Here is an 18,548-nt window from a genome sequence, read left to right on the forward strand (position 1 = left end):
GGCAGCGCAGTGGAGGCAGGGTGACAACAGGGGCGACATCCCGTTCGGGGCGCGCGCAGGGAACCAAGCGGGCCGGCGCGAAGGCCAAGCGCCCGACCAAGGCCGAGCAGCGCGCCGAGATGACCGAGCAGATCCTCGATGCAGCCGAACTGCTGTTCTCGCGCCATGGCCTGTACGGCGTCACGCTCAAGGACGTGGCCGGCCACGTCGGCGTGCACCACACCCTGCTCAACTACTACTTCAACGACAAGCAGACGCTGTTCGACGCGGTGATGGCGCGCCGCGCCCCGGTGACCAGCGGGCTGCGGATGCAGGCGCTGGACGACTACGAGGCCGGATGCGGCGGCAAGCCCACGCTCGAGGGCGCGCTGCATGCCTTCCTCGATACCGACCTGGACCTGTACATCCAGGGCGGCGAGAACTGGAAGAACTACGGCGCGCTCAGCGCGCTGGCCTCGACCACGCCCTACGGCGCGGAGTTGATGGACCGGCATTTCGACCCCGTGGTGCTGCGCCTGATCGACCTGCTGAAGAAGGCCATGCCCGATTGCGCCGAGGAAGACATCTTCTGGGGCTACCACTTCGTGACCGGCGCGCTGATGCTGACCCTGGCGCGCACCGGGCGCATCGACCGGCTTTCCGGCGGGTTGTGCCGTTCGGACGACTACGACGCGGTGAAGGCGCGCATGGCCCGTTTCATGGCCGCGGGTTTCCGCGCGCTGTGCGCGCGACGGGGGCAGGGCAAGACGCGTTGACCGCGGTCCCGGTCCCGTCCTCAAGGTCTTTTCGGGAACGGGAGTCGGACCATGCGGCTTGAGGGACGTACGGCGATCATCACCGGCGCGGGCGGCGGGCTGGGCCGCCAGCATGCGCTGTACCTGGCGGGCAAGGGCGCGCGGGTGGTGGTCAACGACGCGGTGGCGGCGCAGGCCGAGGCGGTCGCCGACGAGGTCCGCGCGAGCGATGGCGAAGCGATCGCGGTGGCCGCATCGGTCGCCGACGAGGCCGCGGTGGCGGCAATGGTGGCGCGCACGCTCGAGGCCTGGGGCCGGATCGACATCCTGGTGAACAACGCCGGCATCCTGCGCGACCGCAGCTTCGCGAACATGCGCCTGGACGAGTTCCGCGAGGTGCTCGACGTGCACGTGATGGGCGCGGCGACCTGCTGCAAGGCGGTCTGGGCGCAGATGCGCGCGCAGGGGCGCGGCCGCATCGTGCTGACCACCTCGTCGTCGGGGCTATACGGCAACTTCGGCCAGGCCAACTACGGCGCGGCCAAGATGGCGCTGGTCGGGCTGATGCAGACGCTGGCGATCGAGGGCGGCAAATACGATATCCGGGTGAACTGCCTTGCGCCGACCGCCGCCACCGGCATGACCGCCGGGGTGCTGCCCGAGGAGAGCCTGCGCGTGCTGGATCCGGCCCTGGTCAGTCCGGCGCTGCTGCCGCTGGTGGCCGACGACGCGCCGAACCGGGCCATCGTCTGCGCCGGCGGCGGCCATTTCGCGCGCGCCTGGGTGACCCTGACCGCCGGCCGCTACCTGGGCGGTGGCGAGGACGTGGGCGAGCGCCTGATCCGGGCCTGGGACGCGGTCTCCGATCCGGACGGGCAGGTGATGCCCGACTACGGCTTCACCCAGGCCGAACGCGAGGTGGCCAGCGCACAGGCGCATGCGCTGGCACCGCGGGCCGAAACCGCCTGACCGATCCACCTGCCCAAGCGCACAGTCGCCCTGTCGCGCGCGACGCGGACCGCACGCGTCTGCTGTCATTGCGATCGGCCCCCTCCCATTTCAACCATGCCCTCTCGTTTCGACCCGCCGTTGTCATTTCGACCGCAGGGAGAAATCCCGACCCGGGCAAAACGGATCTCTCCCTCCGGTCGAGATGACAGTGGTGGGGAGGCGGAGCACACGATGATGGTCACATCCGGTACCGGTTCTTTCGCGGGCAAGGTCGTGCTGGTGACGGGCGCGAGTTCGGGCCTCGGCGAGGCCGCCGCGCTGGAGTTCGCGCGACTTGGCGCTGCCGTCGTGCTGGCCGCGCGTCGCGCCGACCGGTGCGAGGCGCTGGCACTGCGGATCATGGCCGCAGGCGGCGAAGCGCTTGCCGTGCCCGCCGACGTCGCGCGCGCGACCGACGTCGAGGCCATGGTCGCGGCCACCCTGGAACGTTTCGGCCGGCTGGACTGCGCCGTCAACAACGCCGGGATCGCCGGCCCCATGCGCACGCCGGTGGCGGAGGTGACCGAGGACCAGTGGGACGCGGTGATGGACGTGAACCTCAAGGGCGTGTGGCGGTGCATGAAGCACGAGATCCCGGCGATGCTGGCGGCCGGTGGCGGCGCGATCGTCAACGTCGCCTCGATCTACGGCCTCGAACCCAGCGATGTCGGCCACGCGCCGTATGCGGCCAGCAAACACGGCGTGATCGGCCTGACCCGTTCCGCGGCGACCGATTACGGGCGAATGCGACTGCGCATCAACGCCGTGGCGCCCGGCTTCACGCGATCGGAGATGGTCGACCCGGAACGCCCCGGCGGCGCCGAGCACTACGGCCGGATGGTGGCGCGCCATTGCGCCATGGAGCGGCTGGGGGAAGCGCAGGAAGCGGCGCGCGCCATCGTCTGGCTGTGCTCTTCCGACGCCAGCTACGTCAACGGCGCGGTGCTCCGAGTGGACGGCGGCAGCGCCACGCGCATGTACTGACCGTGCGCGCCGGGCCGCGGGCCCGTCCCGCGCCGGGTCGCCGGTGACGATGATGCGGCGCCCGGAAGCCGGCCCCGGCGGCGCGTCCGGTTGTGGTTGCGGCGCCCACCGCTCGCGGGCAAGGCGCGTTCCCGCTTCGACTGGCCCGGAGCCGATCGCGGCGAAAACGCCGAAGGGCCGCTTGCGCAGCCCTTCGGCTTCACCGCTGGCGCGTGCTCAGCGCTTCGCGGCCTTCTTCAGCTCATCGGCCTTGTCGGTCTTCTCCCAGGAGAAGGCGGTGGCCTTGTGCTTCTTGCCGGCGCCGTCGACGTACTCGACCTCCCTGGGCTTGCGGCCGAAGTGGCCGTAGGCGGCGGTGGCCTGGTAGATCGGGTGCTCCAGGTCCAGCATCCGGGTGATGCCGTATGGGCGCAGGTCGAAGTGCTTGCGGATCAGCTTCTCGATCACGTCGTCGCCGACCTTGCCGGTGCCGAAGGTGGTGACCGAGATCGAGGTCGGCTCGGCCACGCCGATCGCGTAGCTCACCTGCACCTCGCACCTGTCGGCCAGGCCCGCGGCGACGATGTTCTTGGCCACGTAGCGCGCGGCGTAGGCGGCGCTGCGGTCGACCTTCGACGGATCCTTGCCCGAGAACGCGCCGCCGCCGTGGCGGGCCATGCCGCCGTAGGTGTCGACGATGATCTTGCGCCCGGTCAGGCCGCAGTCGCCCACCGGCCCGCCGATCACGAACTTGCCGGTCGGGTTGATGTGCACCTTGTTCTTCGCCAGCGACTCGAGCCACTTCTTCGGCAGCACCGGCTTGAGGATGTGCTCGCGTACGGCCTCCACCAGGTCCTTCTGCTTGATGTCGGGGTCGTGCTGGGTGGACAGCACCACCGCGTCCAGGCCGAGGATCGCGTTGCCGTCGTAGCGCAGGGTGACCTGGCTCTTCGCATCGGGACGCAGCCACTTGAGCTTGCCGTTCTTGCGTACCTTCGCCTGCTGCTCGACCAGGCGGTGGCTGTAGTACAGCGGCGCCGGCATGTATTCGGGCGCCTCGTTGCAGGCGTAGCCGAACATCAGGCCCTGGTCGCCGGCGCCCTGTTCCTCGGGCTTCTTGCGGTCGACGCCCTGGTTGATGTCGGGCGACTGCTTGCCGAGCATGTTGATGATCGCGCAGGTGTGGCCGTCGAAACCCACGCTGGAGTTGTCGTAGCCGATGTCGTTGATCACCTTGCGCGCCAGCGCCTCGATGTCCACCCAGGCCGTGGTGGTGACCTCGCCGGCGACGATCGCCGCACCGGTCTTGACCATCGTCTCGCAGGCCACGCGCGCGCGCTTGTCCTGGGCCAGGATCGCGTCCAGCACCGCGTCGGAAAGCTGGTCGGCGATCTTGTCCGGATGGCCTTCCGAGACCGATTCGGAAGTGAACAGGTAGCTGGACATCGACTTATATCCTTCAATTCGGATGAAAAGATGGGTGCGGATGATACACGGGCCGGGGCCGGGGCGCATCATGCCGGCCCGGGTGTTGCAAGGGGTTAACAGCTCAGTGCCGCACCGCGCCGTCCGCGCCTGACCCTTCTGGGTCGGTCGCCGGTCACGCAACTGCGGGCGGCGATCGGCGCCTGAACAATGTCCACGAAAGTTATACCACTGGATGTTTATTGGGTGGTATAACCTCGGCATTGCCCGGGAGCCTGCCATGCCCCTGTACCGCGAATTGCCCGCCGCCGCCCAGGCCGCCTACGCCGAACTGTACGAACAGGTGCAGGTGGCGGAAGCTTCGCGCTCGCCGGCCTTCCTGACCGGCAAGGTCGGCTGGAAGACGATCAAGGGCCGGCGCTACGGCTACTGGCAGTTCAAGGAGATCGACGGCCGCAAGCGCGAGTACTACCTCGGGCCGGAAGGGCCGGCCGTGGCCGCCATCGAACGCGCACGCGCGCAGGGTGCGCCGGCGCTGGAGGCCGTGTCTCGCCAGGCCGCCGCGGCCGTGGCGCAGGGCAACCAGGTCACGCCCGCGAAACAGTTCCGCATCGTCAAGCGCTTTGCCGACTACCAGTTCTTCCGTGCGGGCGGACTGCTGGTGGGCACGCACGCGTTCCTGGCGCTGGGCAACCAGCTGGGCGTGGCCTGGGGCAGCGGCACGCGCACGCTGGACCTCGATTTCGCGCACTCGGGGCCGGGCGGCAACGTCGCCATGGCGCTGCCGGCAGATCTGAAGATCAGCCTGCACGACGCGCTGGAATCGCTGGAAATGGGATTCCTGCCGGCGCTGGGTGGGACCAAGGGATTCGCCAGCAACTACATGAGCGAGAAGGAACCGGACCTGCGCATCGATTTCCTGACCGTGCGCCGCCGCAACAACGACGAGGTGCAGATGCCGGATCTCGGCGTCGCCCTGGTGCCGCTCAAATTCATGGAATACCTGCTGGAGCGGCCGGGGCAGGGCGTGCTGCTGGATCGTGCCGATGCGTGCATGGTCAACCTGCCGGATCCGGCGCGCTACGGCCTGCACAAGCTGCTGGTCGCGGCCGAGCGCGGGTCGCGCCACGCCAAGTACCGCAAGGACATCCTGCAGGCGCTGGCGCTGATCGAATGGCATCTGGAACGCGCGCCTACGTTGCTGGCCGATGCCTGGCAGGACCTGCGCGCGCGCGGTACGGGCTGGGAGAAACGTGCCCGCGCTTCGCTGGCGCAGGCTCCGGCGGCGCAGCGGCCGCTGCTGACGCGGTTCGGGCAACTCGTGGACTGAGCCAACGTTGTCACGCCGCCGCAGGAAAACCGCAACGCGGCTGTCGTGCCCCGCGCGCAGGCTGCCGGCCAACCGGGCCGACCCCTGAGCGCCATGCCTCCGATCGAGGAAAGACTGCAGTCGCGGTTCCCGCACTGGTTCCGGGGCCGGCGTGCCGGCATCGCGCGGCCCCTGCTGCGTGGTGCGTCGCGCTGGACGCGGCTGGACGCGATCGACGCGTTCCTCGACGGGCACGGGCACCTGCGCGGGCTCGAATTCGTGTCGGCCGCGCTGCGCTTCCTGGAGGCCGACTGCCGGATCGATGCGGCGGACCTGGCACGGATCCCGGCGCAGGGGCGGGTGGTGATCGTCGCCAACCATCCCTCCGGCGCGCTCGATGCGCTGGCGCTGCTGGATGCGGTGGGTCGTGTGCGCCAGGACGTGCGCATCGTGGCCAACGACCTGCTGGCCGCGATCGAGCCGCTGGCGGGCCTGTTGCTGCCGGTGCGGGTGTTCGGCGGGCGTGCGCGGACCGACAGCCTGCATGCGATCGAGGATGCGCTGCGGGCCGAGCGCTGCGTGATCGTGTTTCCCGCCGGCGAGGTGTCGCGGCTGTCGCTGCGCGGCGTGCGCGACGGCCACTGGCGTCGTGGCTGCCTGCATTTCGCCCGGCGTACGGCCTCGCCGGTGCTGCCGGTGCGGATCGTCGCGCGCAACTCGGCGTTGTTCTATGGCGCTTCGGCATTGTTCCGCCCCGCGGGCACGGTACTGCTTGCGCGCGAGATGTTCGCGCGCCGTCGCCATCCGTTGCGGCTGCACGTGGGCGAGCCGGTCTGCCTGGCACCCGATGCCGACGCGCGTGGGCAGCTGCGCGAAGTACGCCGCGCGCTATACCGCCTCGGTGCGGCGGCCGCTCCGGCAATCCGCCGGGAGACGCTCGCCGCGCCGCTGCCCGCGCGGCGCCTGCGCGTGGCGATCGCGGCCACCGAACTGCTGGGCGCCACCGCCGATGGCAAGCAGCTCCGCCTGGCCCGTTGCGGCGAGGGTGCGCCATTGCTGCTGGAGATCGGGCGCCTGCGCGAACGCGCGTTCCGTTCGGTGGGCGAGGGGACCGGCCGCGCGCGCGACATCGACGGCTTCGACCTCGACTACGACCACCTGCTGGTGTGGGATGAGGCTGCAGGACGCATCGCCGGCGCCTACCGGATCGCGCGATGCGCGGCGATCCTGCGCAGCCGCGGCCTCGGCGGGCTCTACACCGCATCCCTGTTCCGCTACACCGAGGCGGCGTTGCCGCGCCTGGACGCGGGCATGGAGCTGGGTCGCAGCTTCGTCGATCCGGATTACCGCGGCGGACGCAGTCTCGACTATCTGTGGCAGGGCATCGGCGCCTACCTGCGGCGCCATCCGCAGGTGCGCTACCTGTACGGCGCGGTGTCGATGAGCGCAGCGCTGCCGGCCGCGGCGAGCGCGAAGATCGTCGTCCACTACCGGCGCCACCACGGCGCGGGGGACGTGCCGCTGGCGGTCGCGCGCAGGCCGTATCCCGACACGGCGCTTCCCGACTGCGCCGGCGAGGATGCGGACGCGGCGTTCGAGCGGTTGAAGGACGAGCTGGCCGCGTACGGCGTCGCGGTCCCGGTGCTTTATCGCCAGTACACCGCGCTGTGCGAGCCGGGCGGCGCGCGCCTGCTCGCGTTCGGCGTGGATCCGGCGTTCAGCGATTCGATCGACGGACTGGTCGAGGTCGACCTGCACCGCGTCCGTAAGCTCAAGCGGGCCAGGTACCTGGGCCCGCGGGCGGTTGCCGGAGCGGCGGCATGAGCCCGCTGTCGCCATGCCGCAGCCTCTTCCTCTCCGACGTGCACCTGGGCTCGCGCCACTGCCACGCGGCGGAGCTGTCGGATTTCCTCGAACGCGTGCAGTGCGAGCGCCTGTACCTGGTCGGCGACATCGTCGACCTGTGGTGGATGTCGAAGCGTCGCGCGGCCTGGGGGCCGGCGCACAACCGCGTGGTCGAGGCGCTGCATGCGCTGTCCCGCGAGGGGACGGAACTGATCTACGTGCCGGGCAACCACGACCGTGCGGTGCGCCGCCTGTGCGGCCTGGTGCTGCCGACGATGCAGGTACGCCGGCGCGCGATCCACGTCACCGCCGACGGCCGCCGGCTGCTGGTGGTGCATGGCGACGACTACGACAGCATCACCCACTTCGGTGGGCTGCAGGAGCGTTTCGGAGACTGGCTCTACTACCGCATCCTGACAGGCAACCGCCTGCTCAACGCCTCGCGCCGCCGGTTCGGCCTGCGCTACTGGTCGCTCTCGGAGTTCCTCAAGCGCCGTAGCGCTGCCGCCGAGCGCTACATCGCGCGCTTCGTGCAGGCCGGGCTGGACGACGTGCGCCAGCGTGGGCTCGACGGAATCGTCTGCGGGCATATCCACCGCGCCGCGCTGCTGCGGCGCGATGGACTGGTCTACGCCAACGACGGCGACTGGGTGGAAAGCCTCACCGCGTTGGCCGAAGACCACGACGGCACCCTGCGGCTGCTGTCGCACCGGGGCGAGACGCTCGCGGAGATCGCGCCTCGGCTGCGGCTGGTGCAGCCCGGACCGCTCGCGCGCGCGGCCTGAAACCCGGGCCCGCCGCCCTGTCACGCCCACGGCGGCGTTGCGGCGCGAAAGCGGCGACAATGCGCGCATGTCCGCCGTGCCCATGTCCGAAGACGCGATCCGCGAGTTCGAGCACCTGCTCGGCGAAAAGGCCGTGCCGAACGGTGGCATGACGCTGGAGTGGGTGGACGGATATTTCAGTGCGCTCATCGTCGGTCCCGCGACCGTTTCGCCCGCGCGGCAGCTCTCGCGGATCTGGGGCGTTGCGATGGCGGAGGCGGACGAAGCCGGCGCTACCGCGATGCTCGAGGCCACGGTCGCGTTCTGGAATCACATCGTCTGGCGGGTGGCGCAACCGTTGCCGGACGAGGATGCCGAACCGGATCCCGCGGACATGCAGGTGATGCCCCTGCTGCAGACGCCCGCCTTCGACGAGGACGCGGACCAGTTCCCCGACAGCGTCCGCGATTTCCGGTGGGCGCGCTGTGGGCCGACGGCTTCCTGGCCGGGGTCGGGCAGGCGGGCGAGGGGTGGGACCGCTGGTGCGCGATCGACGAATCGCTGCGGGAAAGCCTGGACGAAGTGGCACGGCTGACCTTGTTCGATGGCGCGTACGGCGCCGAACCCGCCCCCGTCGATGCCCCGGCCTCGCCGGACTTCGAGGAACGCTGGGAAATCCTGGCCGGCGTGCCGGGCCTGCTCCAGTACTGCAACGAGATGCGCCAGGACGGCGTGTTCCCGCAGGCGCCGCGACGGCGCGAGGCGGTCCCGGGGCGCAACGATCCGTGTCCGTGCGGCAGCGGCAGGAAATACAAGAAGTGCTGTGGGGCTGGTGTGACCCTGCACTGAGCGGGTCGCGGAAGGCACACGTTGTGTCGCTACGGCGAGTCGGCACCGCCAACTAGAATGATGGCATGGATTCCCTCAGCCAACTCCTGCTCGGCGCCGCGGTCGCCGGTGCGGTCGTGCCGGCCGCGCACCGCCGCGCGGCGATGCTCGCCGGTGCCGCGCTCGGCACCCTGCCCGACCTCGATTCGTTTCCCATCGCGCTGTTCACCGACGACCCCGTCGCGCTGATGACGCTGCATCGCGCTTTCAGCCATTCGCTGTTCGTGCTGCCACTGCTGGCGTGGGCGATCTGGGCACTGTTCCGTCGGCGCGGGGGGCGGGTGGCCGCGGCCCCACGGCCCTGGTTCGCGGCGATCCAGCTGGCCCTGATCACGCACCCGCTGCTGGACGCGTTCACGGTCTACGGCACCCAGTTGCTGTGGCCGCTGGCGACGCCGCCGGTGATGTGGTCGAGCGTGTTCATCATCGATCCGGGCTATACGTTGTGGCTGCTGCTGGGCGTGGTGGTGGCGATATTCGGGGGGGCGAGGCCACTCGCACGGCACGCGCTGGTGGCGGGCCTGGCGTTGAGCTGCGCCTACCTCGGCTGGTCGCTGCTGGCCAAGGCGATGGTCGAGCGCGAGGCGGAGCGCTCGCTGGCGGCGCTGGGCCTAGCGGATGCGCCGCGCTTCTCGGTGCCGATGCCGTTCAACACGCTGCTGTGGCGGGTGGTGGCGATGACGCCGGACGGGTTCGTCGAGGGCGAGCATTCGCTGGTCGCGGATGCGCGGCCGATCGCGTTCCGTCGTCACGGCTCCGACGTGGCAGCGCTCGCCCAGGTCGCGGATGTCCCGGCGGTGGCCCGGCTGGCGTGGTTCAACCATGGGTTCATGAAGGCGCAGCAGCGCGACGGCCAACTGGTCCTGAGCGACCTGCGCATGGGCGCAGAGCCCGACTATAGCTTCAACTTCGCCGTGGCCGAGCGTGACGGTGGCGGCTGGCGCGAGATCCCGTCCGAGCAGTTGTCGTGGCCCTGGGAAGCCCGGCGCCGCCTGCCGCAGATGTGGGACCGCATCTGGGAGGAGCCTGCGGCCACGGCGGTACGACCCGGTACGTATTGATTCTGCGTTCCCCGGATGCGCTGCGCTTATCCGGGCTACGTCGGCGTAGCCCGGCCAAGGCCGCAGGCCGCCGCCGGGGATGGTGGCGCGGTGTCCCGGATGCGCTGCGCTTATCCGGGCTACGCGGGGAACCAGTAGCGGGTGAAGTGGAAGAACACGGGCGCGGCGAACACCACCGAGTCCATCCGGTCCATCATCCCGCCGTGGCCTTCGATCATCCGGCCCCAGTCCTTGGCGCCGAGGCTGCGCTTGACCGCCGACAGCGCCAGCCCGCCGCACACGCCCGCGACCACGATCACGCCCGACATGCCCGCCGCCTGCAGCGGCGTGAACGGCGTCATCCACCACAGCGCGGTGCCGATGCCCACCGCCGCCAGGCCACCGCCGATCAGGCCCTCCACCGTCTTCGACGGGCTCACCAGCGGCGCCAGCTTGCGCCGGCCGAACAGCTTGCCGAACACGTACTGCATCACGTCGCTGATCTGCACCACCAGCATCAGGTAGAGCAGCAGCAGCTGGCCGGTGCCGGGCGGCGCGTCCGGGTGCAGGATCATCAGCGCCGGCGCATGGCTGATGCAGTAGATCGCGATCATCACGCCCCACTGGATCTTGGTGCTGCGCTCGAGGAAGTCGGTGGTGTCGCCGCCGAACACCGCCAGCACCGGCAGCGCCAGGAACGCGTAGACCGGGATGAAGATCGCGAACAGCCCGTACCACTGGTCGAAGATCAGCCAGTACTGGATCGGGATCAGCAGGTAGAACGCCGCCACCAGCGGCAGGTGGTCGCCGGCGCGGGTGGGGGTGAGGGTGATGAACTCGCGCAGCGCGAAGAACGAGATGAAGGCGAACACGACCAGGGTCGCCACCGGCCCGATCGCGAAGCAGGCCGCGAGCACGGCGACCATGCCCCACCAGGCGCGCACGCGGGCGTTGAGGTTGCGCACCGTCGCGCCGCCGCCGTCGGGGCCGCGGCGCGACAACCACCACCCCACCAGCGAGGCGACCAGCAGCAGGCCGACGATGCCGGAGAACACCAGGATGGTCTTGGTCTGCGGGCTCATGCCATCGCCTCCACCGCCTCGCGGGCGCGTTCGAGAAACACTTCGCGCGGTTCGTCCTGCGCGCGTGGCAGTGGCGCGCCGAAGTTCACGTTGCAGTAGAGGGGCAAGGGCAGCGGCAGCAGCGCGCCCTTGGGCAGGCTGCGATGCAGGGTGTCGAGATACACAGGCACCAGTTCCACGTGCGGATACTCGCTGGCCAGGCGGAACAGGCCGCCTTTGAACTTCTGCGGCAGGCGCTCGTTGCTGCGGGTGCCTTCGGGGAACAGGATCAGCGAATCGCCCTGGTCCAGCGCTTCGCGCACCGGCGCCAGCGGGTCGGCGTCGGGCGTCTCGCGGTTGCGGTCGATCAGGATCGCACGCAGCACGCGGCCCGACAGCCAGCCGCGCAGGCCAGGCTTGTCCCAGTAGTCGCGGGCGGCGACCGGACGCACCTGCGCGCGCTGCTGCGGCGTGAGCGCCGACCAGATCGCCACGGTGTCGAGGTGGCTGGTGTGGTTGGCGAAGTAGATACACTGCCCGCCCGGCGGCGCGACGCGCCACTGCGCGCGTGCGCCGACCAGGGTGCGGGTGAATCCGACCAGGGCCGCGCCGCCGAGCCGGGCGATCATCGCGCGGCCTCCAGCTGCCGCGCGATCGCGCGCAGGCGCGTCGCGCAGGTGAGCAGCGAACCCGCGGCGATGACCAGCACCACCACGACCAGCACGTGACGCGATCCGGCGAACATCGCTTCGAATGGCGTCACCAGGCAGGCCAGCGTCATCAGCGCCATGCGATGCTGCTTGGCCATCGGCCCGCGGAAGTCCTGCGCCAGCCCAAGGGCGCCGCCGAGCGTGCGGACGTAGGCGGTGAGCGCAGCGAACAACGCCGCCGCCCATCCGGCCCAGGGCAGGCCCGCGGCGTAGCCGAGTGCGACGAGCAGCAGGCTGTCGGCAATCCGGTCGGGCACTTCGTTGTACAGCGCGCCGGTGGGCGTCGACTTGCCGCCTTCCACCGCCACCATGCCGTCGAACAGGTTGCACAGCAGCCGCAGCTGGATGCCGAGCGCGCACAGCCACGCGCCCCAGGGCGGCAGCCACAGCAGCGCCGCGGCGCCGGCGAAGACGATGCTGAGCACCGAGATCGCGTTGGGCGTGAGCGGCGAGCTCGCGAGCGCGGAGGCGATGCGCCGGACGAGGGCGTTGCCGCGCGCCTTGATCGGCCGGCGCGAAGCGTCCGTGCCCGGATCCTGCTGTTCCATCGCGATGTCTTCCCGTCGAGCGCCGCCGGCGGCGGGCGTTCCCCATGCGCCCGCATGATCGTCAGCCCCGCCCGCGCTGGCAAGCCCATGCGTGGCTCACGCGGCGACCGGAATCTCCGGCGCCGCGCCGGCCGCCAGCGCATCGAAGTAGTCGCGGGTCAGCCGCAGCTGCGCCTGCGCACCGTCGGCGCGGTTGACCACGGCGAGGAAGGCGCGATTCTCGGGGCGATCCTTCGCGTACCAGCCCAGGTGCTTGCGCGCGATCCGCACACCGGCCTGCTCGCCGTAGAACTCGTGCAGGGCATGCAGGTGGCCGAGCAGGATGTCGCGCACCTGCGCCAGCGAGGGCGGCGGCAGTTCTTCGCCGGTGGCGAGGAAGTGCGCGATCTCGCCGAAGATCCAGGGCCGCCCCTGCGCCGCGCGGCCGATCATCACCGCATCCGCGCCGGTGCGGCGCAGCACCTCGCGCGCCTTGCGCGGCGAATCGATGTCGCCGTTGGCGATCACGGGAATCGACAGATCCGCCTTGATCGCGGCGATGGTGTCGTATTCGGCGTGGCCGGTGTAGTGCTGGTCGCGGGTGCGCCCGTGCACGGCGAGCGCGGCGATGCCGCTTTGCTGCGCGATGCGGGCGATCGCCAGCGCGTTGCGGTTGGCCGCGTTCCAGCCGGTGCGGATCTTCAGCGTGACCGGCACGTCCACGGCCGTGACGACCGCCTCGAGGATGCGCGCCACCAGGGTTTCGTCCTGCATCAGCGCCGAACCCGCCCAGGCGTTGCACACCTTCTTCGCCGGGCAGCCCATGTTGATGTCGATCAGCTGCGCTCCGTGGCCCGCGTTGTGGCGCGCGGCCTCGGCCATCACCGCCGGGTCGGTGCCGGCGATCTGCACGCTGACCGGGTCGGGCTCGCCGGCGTGGTCCATGCGGTGCAGCGACTTGCGCGTGTTCCAGAAGCGCGGATCGCTGGTGGTCATCTCCGAGACCGCCAGGCCTGCGCCGAGCCGCTTGCACAACTGCCGGAACGGCTTGTCGGTGACCCCCGCCATCGGCGCGAGGACCAGTTTCGGCTCGATGGGATGGGGACCGACGAACATAGCGCGCATTGTCGCAGCCATGCCGCCAACGCGCGAGCGGCGGGCTGCGGCGATCCCCGGAGCCGGCCTAGGGAACCTCTGAACAGGTCTGGTTTGTCATTTCGAGCGCAGCGAGAAATCTCAGACAATCAGCAGCATGGATTTCTCGCTGCGCTCGAAATGACACTTGTTCATGGGGTCCCTAGAGGCTAGCCGTCGCGACGGGCGCCAGGCAATTCCGGCGGCGCATCCTGCAGCGTCGGGGCCGTGTGGGCGACCGGCGACGCATCCGCGGCCGCAGGCAAGGCCAGCCGCGGCATCGACTCCGCCGCGCCCTCGTGCCCGGTCGACAGCGCGGCGTAGTGCGAGGCGAAGCGCACGTGGTCGGCGAACACATGCTGGCCGCCGAGCGCCAGCGAGGTCGCGAGCGCGCCGTTGAAGGCGTCGCCGGCGCCGGTGGTATCGACCACCGTCACTTCGTAGGCGGGTACCCGGTAATGGGGCCGTTCGTCGCCGCGGCACTTGTCCTCGCGGTGCGAGACGAACGCGCCGGCCGCGCCGAGCGTCACCACCACGGTGCCGCGCGGCAGCAGGGTGCGGCACAGGCGGTGCAGGCGGGCGTCGTCGGCGTCCGCCACCTCGGCCGCGTCGATGCGTTCGCTGCTGTGGCGCGCCAGCAACGCGGCGAACTCGGTCTCGTTCGGGGTCAGGATGTCGGCCACCGCGAGCAGCTCGCGCGAACTCTCGGCGTTCGCCGGCGCCGGATTGAGGATCGTGCGGATGCCGGCCGCGCGCGCCAGGCGCATCGCCTCGAGCACGCTGTCGACCGGCGACTCGAGCTGCGCCAGCACGATCCGCGCCGCGGCGATGGCATCGGCCTGTTGCGCGATGAAGTCGGTGGTGAGCGTGGCGTTGGCGCCGGGGCCGATCGCGATGGCGTTGCGGCCTTCGCCATCGACATGGATGCCGGCGGTCCCCGTGGCGTCTTCGCTCGGTTCGGCGCGCAGGTCGAGGCCGTCGGCGACGGCGAGCGCGCGCGCCAGCCGCCCGCCCTCGTCCTGTCCGAGTGCGCACACGAACACAGTCCGCGCGCCGCTGCGCGCGCAGGCGGTGGCCTGGTTGAAGCCCTTGCCGCCGGGACCGGTGCGGTAGTGGCCGATCCTGGTCTCGCCCGGACGCGGCAGCGCATCGCACTGCCAGACATGGTCGACGTTGAACGAGCCGACGACGACGACGCGGGGGCCGGTGGAGGCGGTCGACACTGCGGGTCCGTCCTCAGGCGCCGAGGTTGGTCAGGACGCCCGCGATCGTGGCGGTCATCATGGTCGCGATCGAGCCGCCCAGCACCGCGCGCAGGCCGAAGCGGGCGAGGTCCTGGCGGCGCTCGGGCGCGATCCCGCCGATGCCGCCGATCTGGATCGCGATCGAGCTGAAGTTGGCGAAACCGCACAACGCGTAGGTCGCGATCAGCGTGCCCTGCGGCGTGAGCGTGACGCCGGCGACGTTGCCGCGCAGGATCTCGCCTAGCTGCACGTAGGCCACGAATTCGTTGAGCACCACCTTGGTGCCGATCAGGCCGCCGACCGTGCCCGCGTCCTCCCAGGGCACGCCGATCAGCCAGGCCAGCGGCGCGAGCAGGTAGCCGAGCAGGGTGGACAGCGTGGTCGGCTTGCCCAGCAGCGCCTGCAGGCCGGTGATTTCGCCCAGCCAGGCCAGCGGCGCGTTGATCAGCGCGATCAGGGCGATGAACGCGAGCAGCATCGCGCCGACGTTGAGCGCCAGCCTGAGTCCGTCGGCGGCGCCCGCGGCGGCGGCGTCGATCACGTTGGTGGTGGTCTTTTCGACGTTCACGCGCACGCTGCCCAGGGTCTGCGGCTCGCCGGTCTCGGGTACCAGGATCTTGGCGATCACGATCGTCGCCGGCGCAGCCATGATGCTGGCGGTGATCAGGTGCTTGGCGTAGACCGCCTGCTGCACGGGATCGTCCCCGCCCAGCAGCAGCACGTAGGCGCCGAGCACGCCGCCGGCGATCGTGGCCATGCCGCCGACCATCAGGGTCAGCAGCTCGGAGGGCGTCATGCCGGCGATATAGGGCTTCACCACCAGCGGCGCCTCGGTCTGTCCGATGAAGGCGTTGGCGCAGACCGACAGCGTCTCCGCGCCGGAAACCCGCATCAGCTTGGTAATCACCCAGGCCATGCCCTGCACGATCTTCTGCATCGCGCCCAGGTGGTAGAGCACGCTCATGAAGCTGGCGAAGAAGATGATCGTCGGCAGCACCTGGAAGGCGAACACGAAGCCGAACTTGGAGGGGTCGCTGAAGTCGCCGAAGATGAAGCGCGCGCCCTCGGTGGTGAAGCCGAGCAGCTTGACGAAGCCGCTGGAGAGCGCATCGAACACTCCGGCGCCCCACGGCGTGAGCAGCACCAGCGCGGCGATCGTAAGCTGCAGCAGCAGCCCGATGCCGACCAGCCGCCAGTCCACGCGCGCCTTGTTGTTGGAGAACAGCCAGGTCAGGCCGATCAGCACCGCGAGCCCGAACACACCGAAACCGACCCGCAGCACTGCTTCCATCTGGTTTGGAGTTCCGGCGGACGACTGACGCGGCAGCCTAGAGCAGCGCGCAGCCCGCGGCAACCGCCGGCGGCCGGCGCGTGCGCGTCCGCACGGGCGCGGGCGGGCGTGCGTCTCAGGTATCGCGGGCGATCACCCGGTTGCGACCGCTGCGCTTGGCCTCCTGCAGGCGCCGGTCGGCGCTGCCGAGCAGCGCCGATGCGGTACCGCCGTCCTGTGGGAATGCCGCCAGGCCGGCGCTGAAGGCCAGCACGACCGCGTCGCCGCCGCGCTCGGACGGGAACGGCCGCTCCGCCAGGGTGCGGCGATAGCGGTCGATCCGTTCCCAGGCGCTGCCGATCGGGCACAACAGCACCAGCACGAATTCCTGGCCGCCGATGCGCGCCAGGTGCTCGTCCTCGCCGAGCATCCCGCGCAGGTGCTCGGCGACGTGGCGGATCGCGCGGTCGCCGCCGAGCTGCCCGATCTCGGCGTAGACGCGCTTGAAATGGTCGATGTCGACCAAGCCGATCGACACCGTGCGGCCGTCGCGGCGCGCGGCCTCGAACATGCGCGGCAGGCGCTGCAGCAGCCAGGCGCGGTTGGGCACGCCGGTGAGGCCGTCGCGCCCGGACATCTCGATCAGGCGCTGCATCCGGTAGACGATCGTGCTGGTGAGCAGGGTCATCATCAGCAGCAGCAACAGGCGCGAGCCCTGCGCGCGCAGGGTCACCGCGCCGTGGTCGATCGACAGCACCGGATGCGGCGCCAGCGCCAGCACGCTGGCGACCAGCACCGCGTACTGGACGATCGCCAGGCTGCCGACGAACAGCGTCAACCGGCCGTCGTTGCGCAGCGCGGTGAGCGCGATCGCGAACAGGTAGAAGCACCAGACGACCATGCTGTTGAGGCCGGCGGCGGGCTGCTCCAGCGCCAGCAGCGCCAGCATCCCGGTGGTGACGGTGACGTCGTACGCGCCGGTGGCGTAGGGCAGCCAGTGGTGGCGGCGGTGGTTGCGGGCCAGGGCCAGCCAGACCTGCGCCATGAGGTTGACGAAGACCGCCGCGCCGAGCCCGACCAGGGTGCGCGTGGTGTCCTGCGCGCCGAGCCCGGCCGCCAGCGGCAGCCCCAGCACCAGCAGCGACAGCAGCGCGCGCAGCTTCGCCACCAGCAGTTCGCCGCCGGCGCCGAGCTCGAGCATGACCTCGTCCGGACGTCCGAACAGGGTGGCGAGCACGCGCTTGAGGGAGGCGGGTTCCTGCATTCGGGCCGTGGACGAAGGGTGGCCGCGCGAGGATACCGCGGCTCCCGCCGGCGCGACCGGCGCGGAGGCTCGCATAGACTGTCCACGGATTCGACGCGGAGACGATCATGCGCTATCGCCGGCTGGGACATTCGGGCCTGAAGCTGTCGGCGCTGTCCTACGGCTCGTGGCTGACGGCCGGGTCGCGCCTGGGCCGCGGCGAGACGCGCGAACTGGTCGCGCTGGCCTGGGACCACGGCGTGAACTTCTTCGACAACGCCGAGAACTACGCCCATGGCGAGGCGGAATGCGTCATCGGCGACGTGCTCGCCGACCTGCGCCTGCCGCGCGACGGCTACTGCGTGTCGAGCAAGGTGCGCTTCGGGTCGGCGGCCGATCCTCGCCCGACCCAGGTCGGGCTCTCGCGCAAGCACGTGCGCGACGCCTGCCACGACGCGCTGCGGCGCCTGCGCGTGGACTACCTGGACCTGTTCTTCTGCCATCGCCCAGACCCGGACACGCCGGTGGAGGAAACCGTCCGCGCGATGGACGACCTCGTCCGGCAGGGCAAGGTGCTGTACTGGGGCACGTCCGAGTGGCCCGTGGCGCTGATCCGCGAGGCGATCCACGTCGCGCGCGCGCAGCACCTGCAGCCGCCGACGATGGAGCAGCCGCAGTACAACCTGCTGCACCGCGACCGGGTCGAACTCGAATACGCGCCGCTGTACGCCGAACACGGGCTGGGCACCACGATCTGGTCGCCGCTGGCCTCGGGCCTGCTCAGCGGCAAGTACGACGATGGCGTGCCGGACGACAGCCGCTTCGGTCGCGCCGGGACGGACAGTCCGCTGCGCGAGGGCGGCGAGGGCCGTGCGCGGCTGGAGCGGGCGCGCAGGTTCAGCGCGATCGCGGCCGAACTCGGCGTGGCGCCGGCGCCGCTGGCGATCGCCTGGTGCCTGAGCAATCCGCATGTCTCCACGGTTCTCACAGGCGCCAGCCGGCCCTCGCAACTGATTGAAAACCTTGACGCCCTGGCCCTGGTCGAGCGGTTCGACGAGCAGCTCTGGCGACGCCTGGAGGCAGCGACCCGATAGCGGCAGGCAATCGGCTCGATTGACCGGTTGACAGACAAATGAGAATCATTAGCATCATGATTCCCGACTGGCGAGGAATCTTCCGATGTTCGTGAGCCAAGACAGCCTTCCGATGACTGCCGCCCCGGCCGATACCGCCCCTGAGCGCGTCCGCCCGCAGGCACAGGCCCCCGAGGTCGACAGCCTGCGCCTGCTCCAGGGCCAGCGCGAACTGCGCATCCGTCATGGCAACGAGTACTACCGCCTGCGGCACACCCGCAACGACAAGCTGATCCTCACCAAGTAGCCGGACCAGTCCGGCCGGGGT

Annotated in this window: 18 protein-coding genes and 1 pseudogene; 11 read left to right on the forward strand and 8 right to left on the reverse strand. The window is 70.6% G+C overall.

Annotated elements, in window-relative coordinates; translation table 11 throughout:
- The first annotated feature begins 20 nt into the window (after nt 1-20).
- From JMO03_RS13710 to JMO03_RS13720, 3 genes are all read left to right on the forward strand, one after another.
- Nucleotides 21-755, forward strand: coding sequence for a TetR/AcrR family transcriptional regulator (locus JMO03_RS13710; RefSeq protein WP_337926415.1), 735 nt, complete (start codon nt 21-23; stop codon nt 753-755).
- Nucleotides 756-806: 51 nt separating this feature from the next.
- Nucleotides 807-1,703, forward strand: coding sequence for an SDR family NAD(P)-dependent oxidoreductase (locus JMO03_RS13715; RefSeq protein WP_202844204.1), 897 nt, complete (start codon nt 807-809; stop codon nt 1,701-1,703).
- A gap of 213 nt (nt 1,704-1,916) precedes the next feature.
- Nucleotides 1,917-2,708, forward strand: coding sequence for an SDR family NAD(P)-dependent oxidoreductase (locus JMO03_RS13720; RefSeq protein ID WP_238346169.1), 792 nt, complete (start codon nt 1,917-1,919; stop codon nt 2,706-2,708).
- Between the two features lie 216 nt (nt 2,709-2,924).
- Here the strand turns inward: JMO03_RS13720 and metK are convergent, their stop codons facing one another.
- Nucleotides 2,925-4,133 (reverse strand): methionine adenosyltransferase, encoded by a 1,209-nt coding sequence (gene metK / locus JMO03_RS13725; RefSeq protein ID WP_202844206.1) that lies wholly within the window; start codon nt 4,131-4,133, stop codon nt 2,925-2,927.
- 259 nt (nt 4,134-4,392) lie between these two features.
- Between metK and JMO03_RS13730 the strand changes: the two genes are divergently transcribed.
- From JMO03_RS13730 to JMO03_RS13755, 6 genes are all read left to right on the forward strand, one after another.
- On the forward strand, nt 4,393-5,442 hold the full coding sequence (locus JMO03_RS13730; protein WP_202844207.1) for a GSU2403 family nucleotidyltransferase fold protein: 1,050 nt from the start codon (nt 4,393-4,395) through the stop codon (nt 5,440-5,442).
- A 93-nt stretch (nt 5,443-5,535) separates the two neighbouring features.
- Nucleotides 5,536-7,245, forward strand: coding sequence for a bifunctional ornithine lipid synthase OlsF (olsF, locus tag JMO03_RS13735; RefSeq protein ID WP_202844208.1), 1,710 nt, complete (start codon nt 5,536-5,538; stop codon nt 7,243-7,245).
- Nucleotides 7,242-8,051, forward strand: coding sequence for a UDP-2,3-diacylglucosamine diphosphatase (locus JMO03_RS13740; RefSeq protein WP_202844209.1), 810 nt, complete (start codon nt 7,242-7,244; stop codon nt 8,049-8,051). The genes olsF and JMO03_RS13740 overlap by 4 nt, the downstream gene beginning before the upstream one ends.
- Before the next feature lie 67 nt (nt 8,052-8,118).
- Entirely contained in the window at nt 8,119-8,625 is a 507-nt protein-coding gene (locus JMO03_RS13745) for a UPF0149 family protein (RefSeq protein WP_202844210.1), read from the forward strand.
- Nucleotides 8,613-8,879 (forward strand): SEC-C metal-binding domain-containing protein, encoded by a 267-nt coding sequence (locus JMO03_RS21185; protein ID WP_337926416.1) that lies wholly within the window; start codon nt 8,613-8,615, stop codon nt 8,877-8,879. The genes JMO03_RS13745 and JMO03_RS21185 overlap by 13 nt, the downstream gene beginning before the upstream one ends.
- 65 nt (nt 8,880-8,944) lie before the next feature.
- Nucleotides 8,945-9,979: a metal-dependent hydrolase gene (locus tag JMO03_RS13755; RefSeq protein WP_202844211.1), complete on the forward strand. Its 1,035-nt coding sequence runs from the start codon at nt 8,945-8,947 to the stop codon at nt 9,977-9,979.
- Between the two features lie 119 nt (nt 9,980-10,098).
- Here the strand turns inward: JMO03_RS13755 and JMO03_RS13760 are convergent, their stop codons facing one another.
- From JMO03_RS13760 to JMO03_RS13790, 7 genes and pseudogenes are all read right to left on the reverse strand, one after another.
- Nucleotides 10,099-11,040 (reverse strand): phosphatidate cytidylyltransferase, encoded by a 942-nt coding sequence (locus tag JMO03_RS13760; protein ID WP_202844213.1) that lies wholly within the window; start codon nt 11,038-11,040, stop codon nt 10,099-10,101.
- Complete coding sequence (locus JMO03_RS13765) at nt 11,037-11,648, reverse strand: lysophospholipid acyltransferase family protein (RefSeq protein WP_202844215.1); 612 nt, start codon at nt 11,646-11,648, stop codon at nt 11,037-11,039. Before JMO03_RS13765 ends, JMO03_RS13760 begins: the two co-directional genes overlap by 4 nt.
- Nucleotides 11,645-12,277, reverse strand: a complete 633-nt coding sequence (locus JMO03_RS13770) for a CDP-alcohol phosphatidyltransferase family protein (RefSeq protein ID WP_202844217.1) — start codon at nt 12,275-12,277, stop codon at nt 11,645-11,647. Before JMO03_RS13770 ends, JMO03_RS13765 begins: the two co-directional genes overlap by 4 nt.
- Before the next feature lie 96 nt (nt 12,278-12,373).
- Entirely contained in the window at nt 12,374-13,372 is a 999-nt protein-coding gene (gene dusB / locus JMO03_RS13775; protein WP_202844218.1) for a tRNA dihydrouridine synthase DusB, read from the reverse strand.
- A gap of 287 nt (nt 13,373-13,659) precedes the next feature.
- Nucleotides 13,660-14,613: pseudogene (locus JMO03_RS13780) on the reverse strand (ribokinase); the annotation flags it as partial.
- A gap of 13 nt (nt 14,614-14,626) precedes the next feature.
- Nucleotides 14,627-15,925: a NupC/NupG family nucleoside CNT transporter gene (locus JMO03_RS13785; protein ID WP_202844222.1), complete on the reverse strand. Its 1,299-nt coding sequence runs from the start codon at nt 15,923-15,925 to the stop codon at nt 14,627-14,629.
- Nucleotides 15,926-16,040: 115 nt separating this feature from the next.
- A complete protein-coding gene (locus JMO03_RS13790; RefSeq protein WP_202844225.1) occupies nt 16,041-17,168 on the reverse strand; it encodes a GGDEF domain-containing protein in 1,128 nt (375 codons plus the stop codon).
- 107 nt (nt 17,169-17,275) lie between these two features.
- Here JMO03_RS13790 and JMO03_RS13795 point away from each other — a divergent pair, with 107 nt between their 5' ends.
- Both JMO03_RS13795 and hemP read left to right on the forward strand, forming a co-directional pair.
- The gene (locus JMO03_RS13795) at nt 17,276-18,241 is read left to right on the forward strand and encodes an aldo/keto reductase (RefSeq protein ID WP_202844226.1); all 966 of its coding nucleotides are present in this window, start codon (nt 17,276-17,278) and stop codon (nt 18,239-18,241) included.
- Nucleotides 18,242-18,353: 112 nt separating this feature from the next.
- Nucleotides 18,354-18,527, forward strand: a complete 174-nt coding sequence (gene hemP, locus JMO03_RS13800) for a hemin uptake protein HemP (protein ID WP_425491853.1) — start codon at nt 18,354-18,356, stop codon at nt 18,525-18,527.
- Nucleotides 18,528-18,548: the final 21 nt, after the last annotated feature.

This window comes from Luteimonas saliphila (genome assembly GCF_016774335.1).
GTDB classification, from domain to species: Bacteria; Pseudomonadota; Gammaproteobacteria; order Xanthomonadales; family Xanthomonadaceae; genus Luteimonas; species Luteimonas saliphila.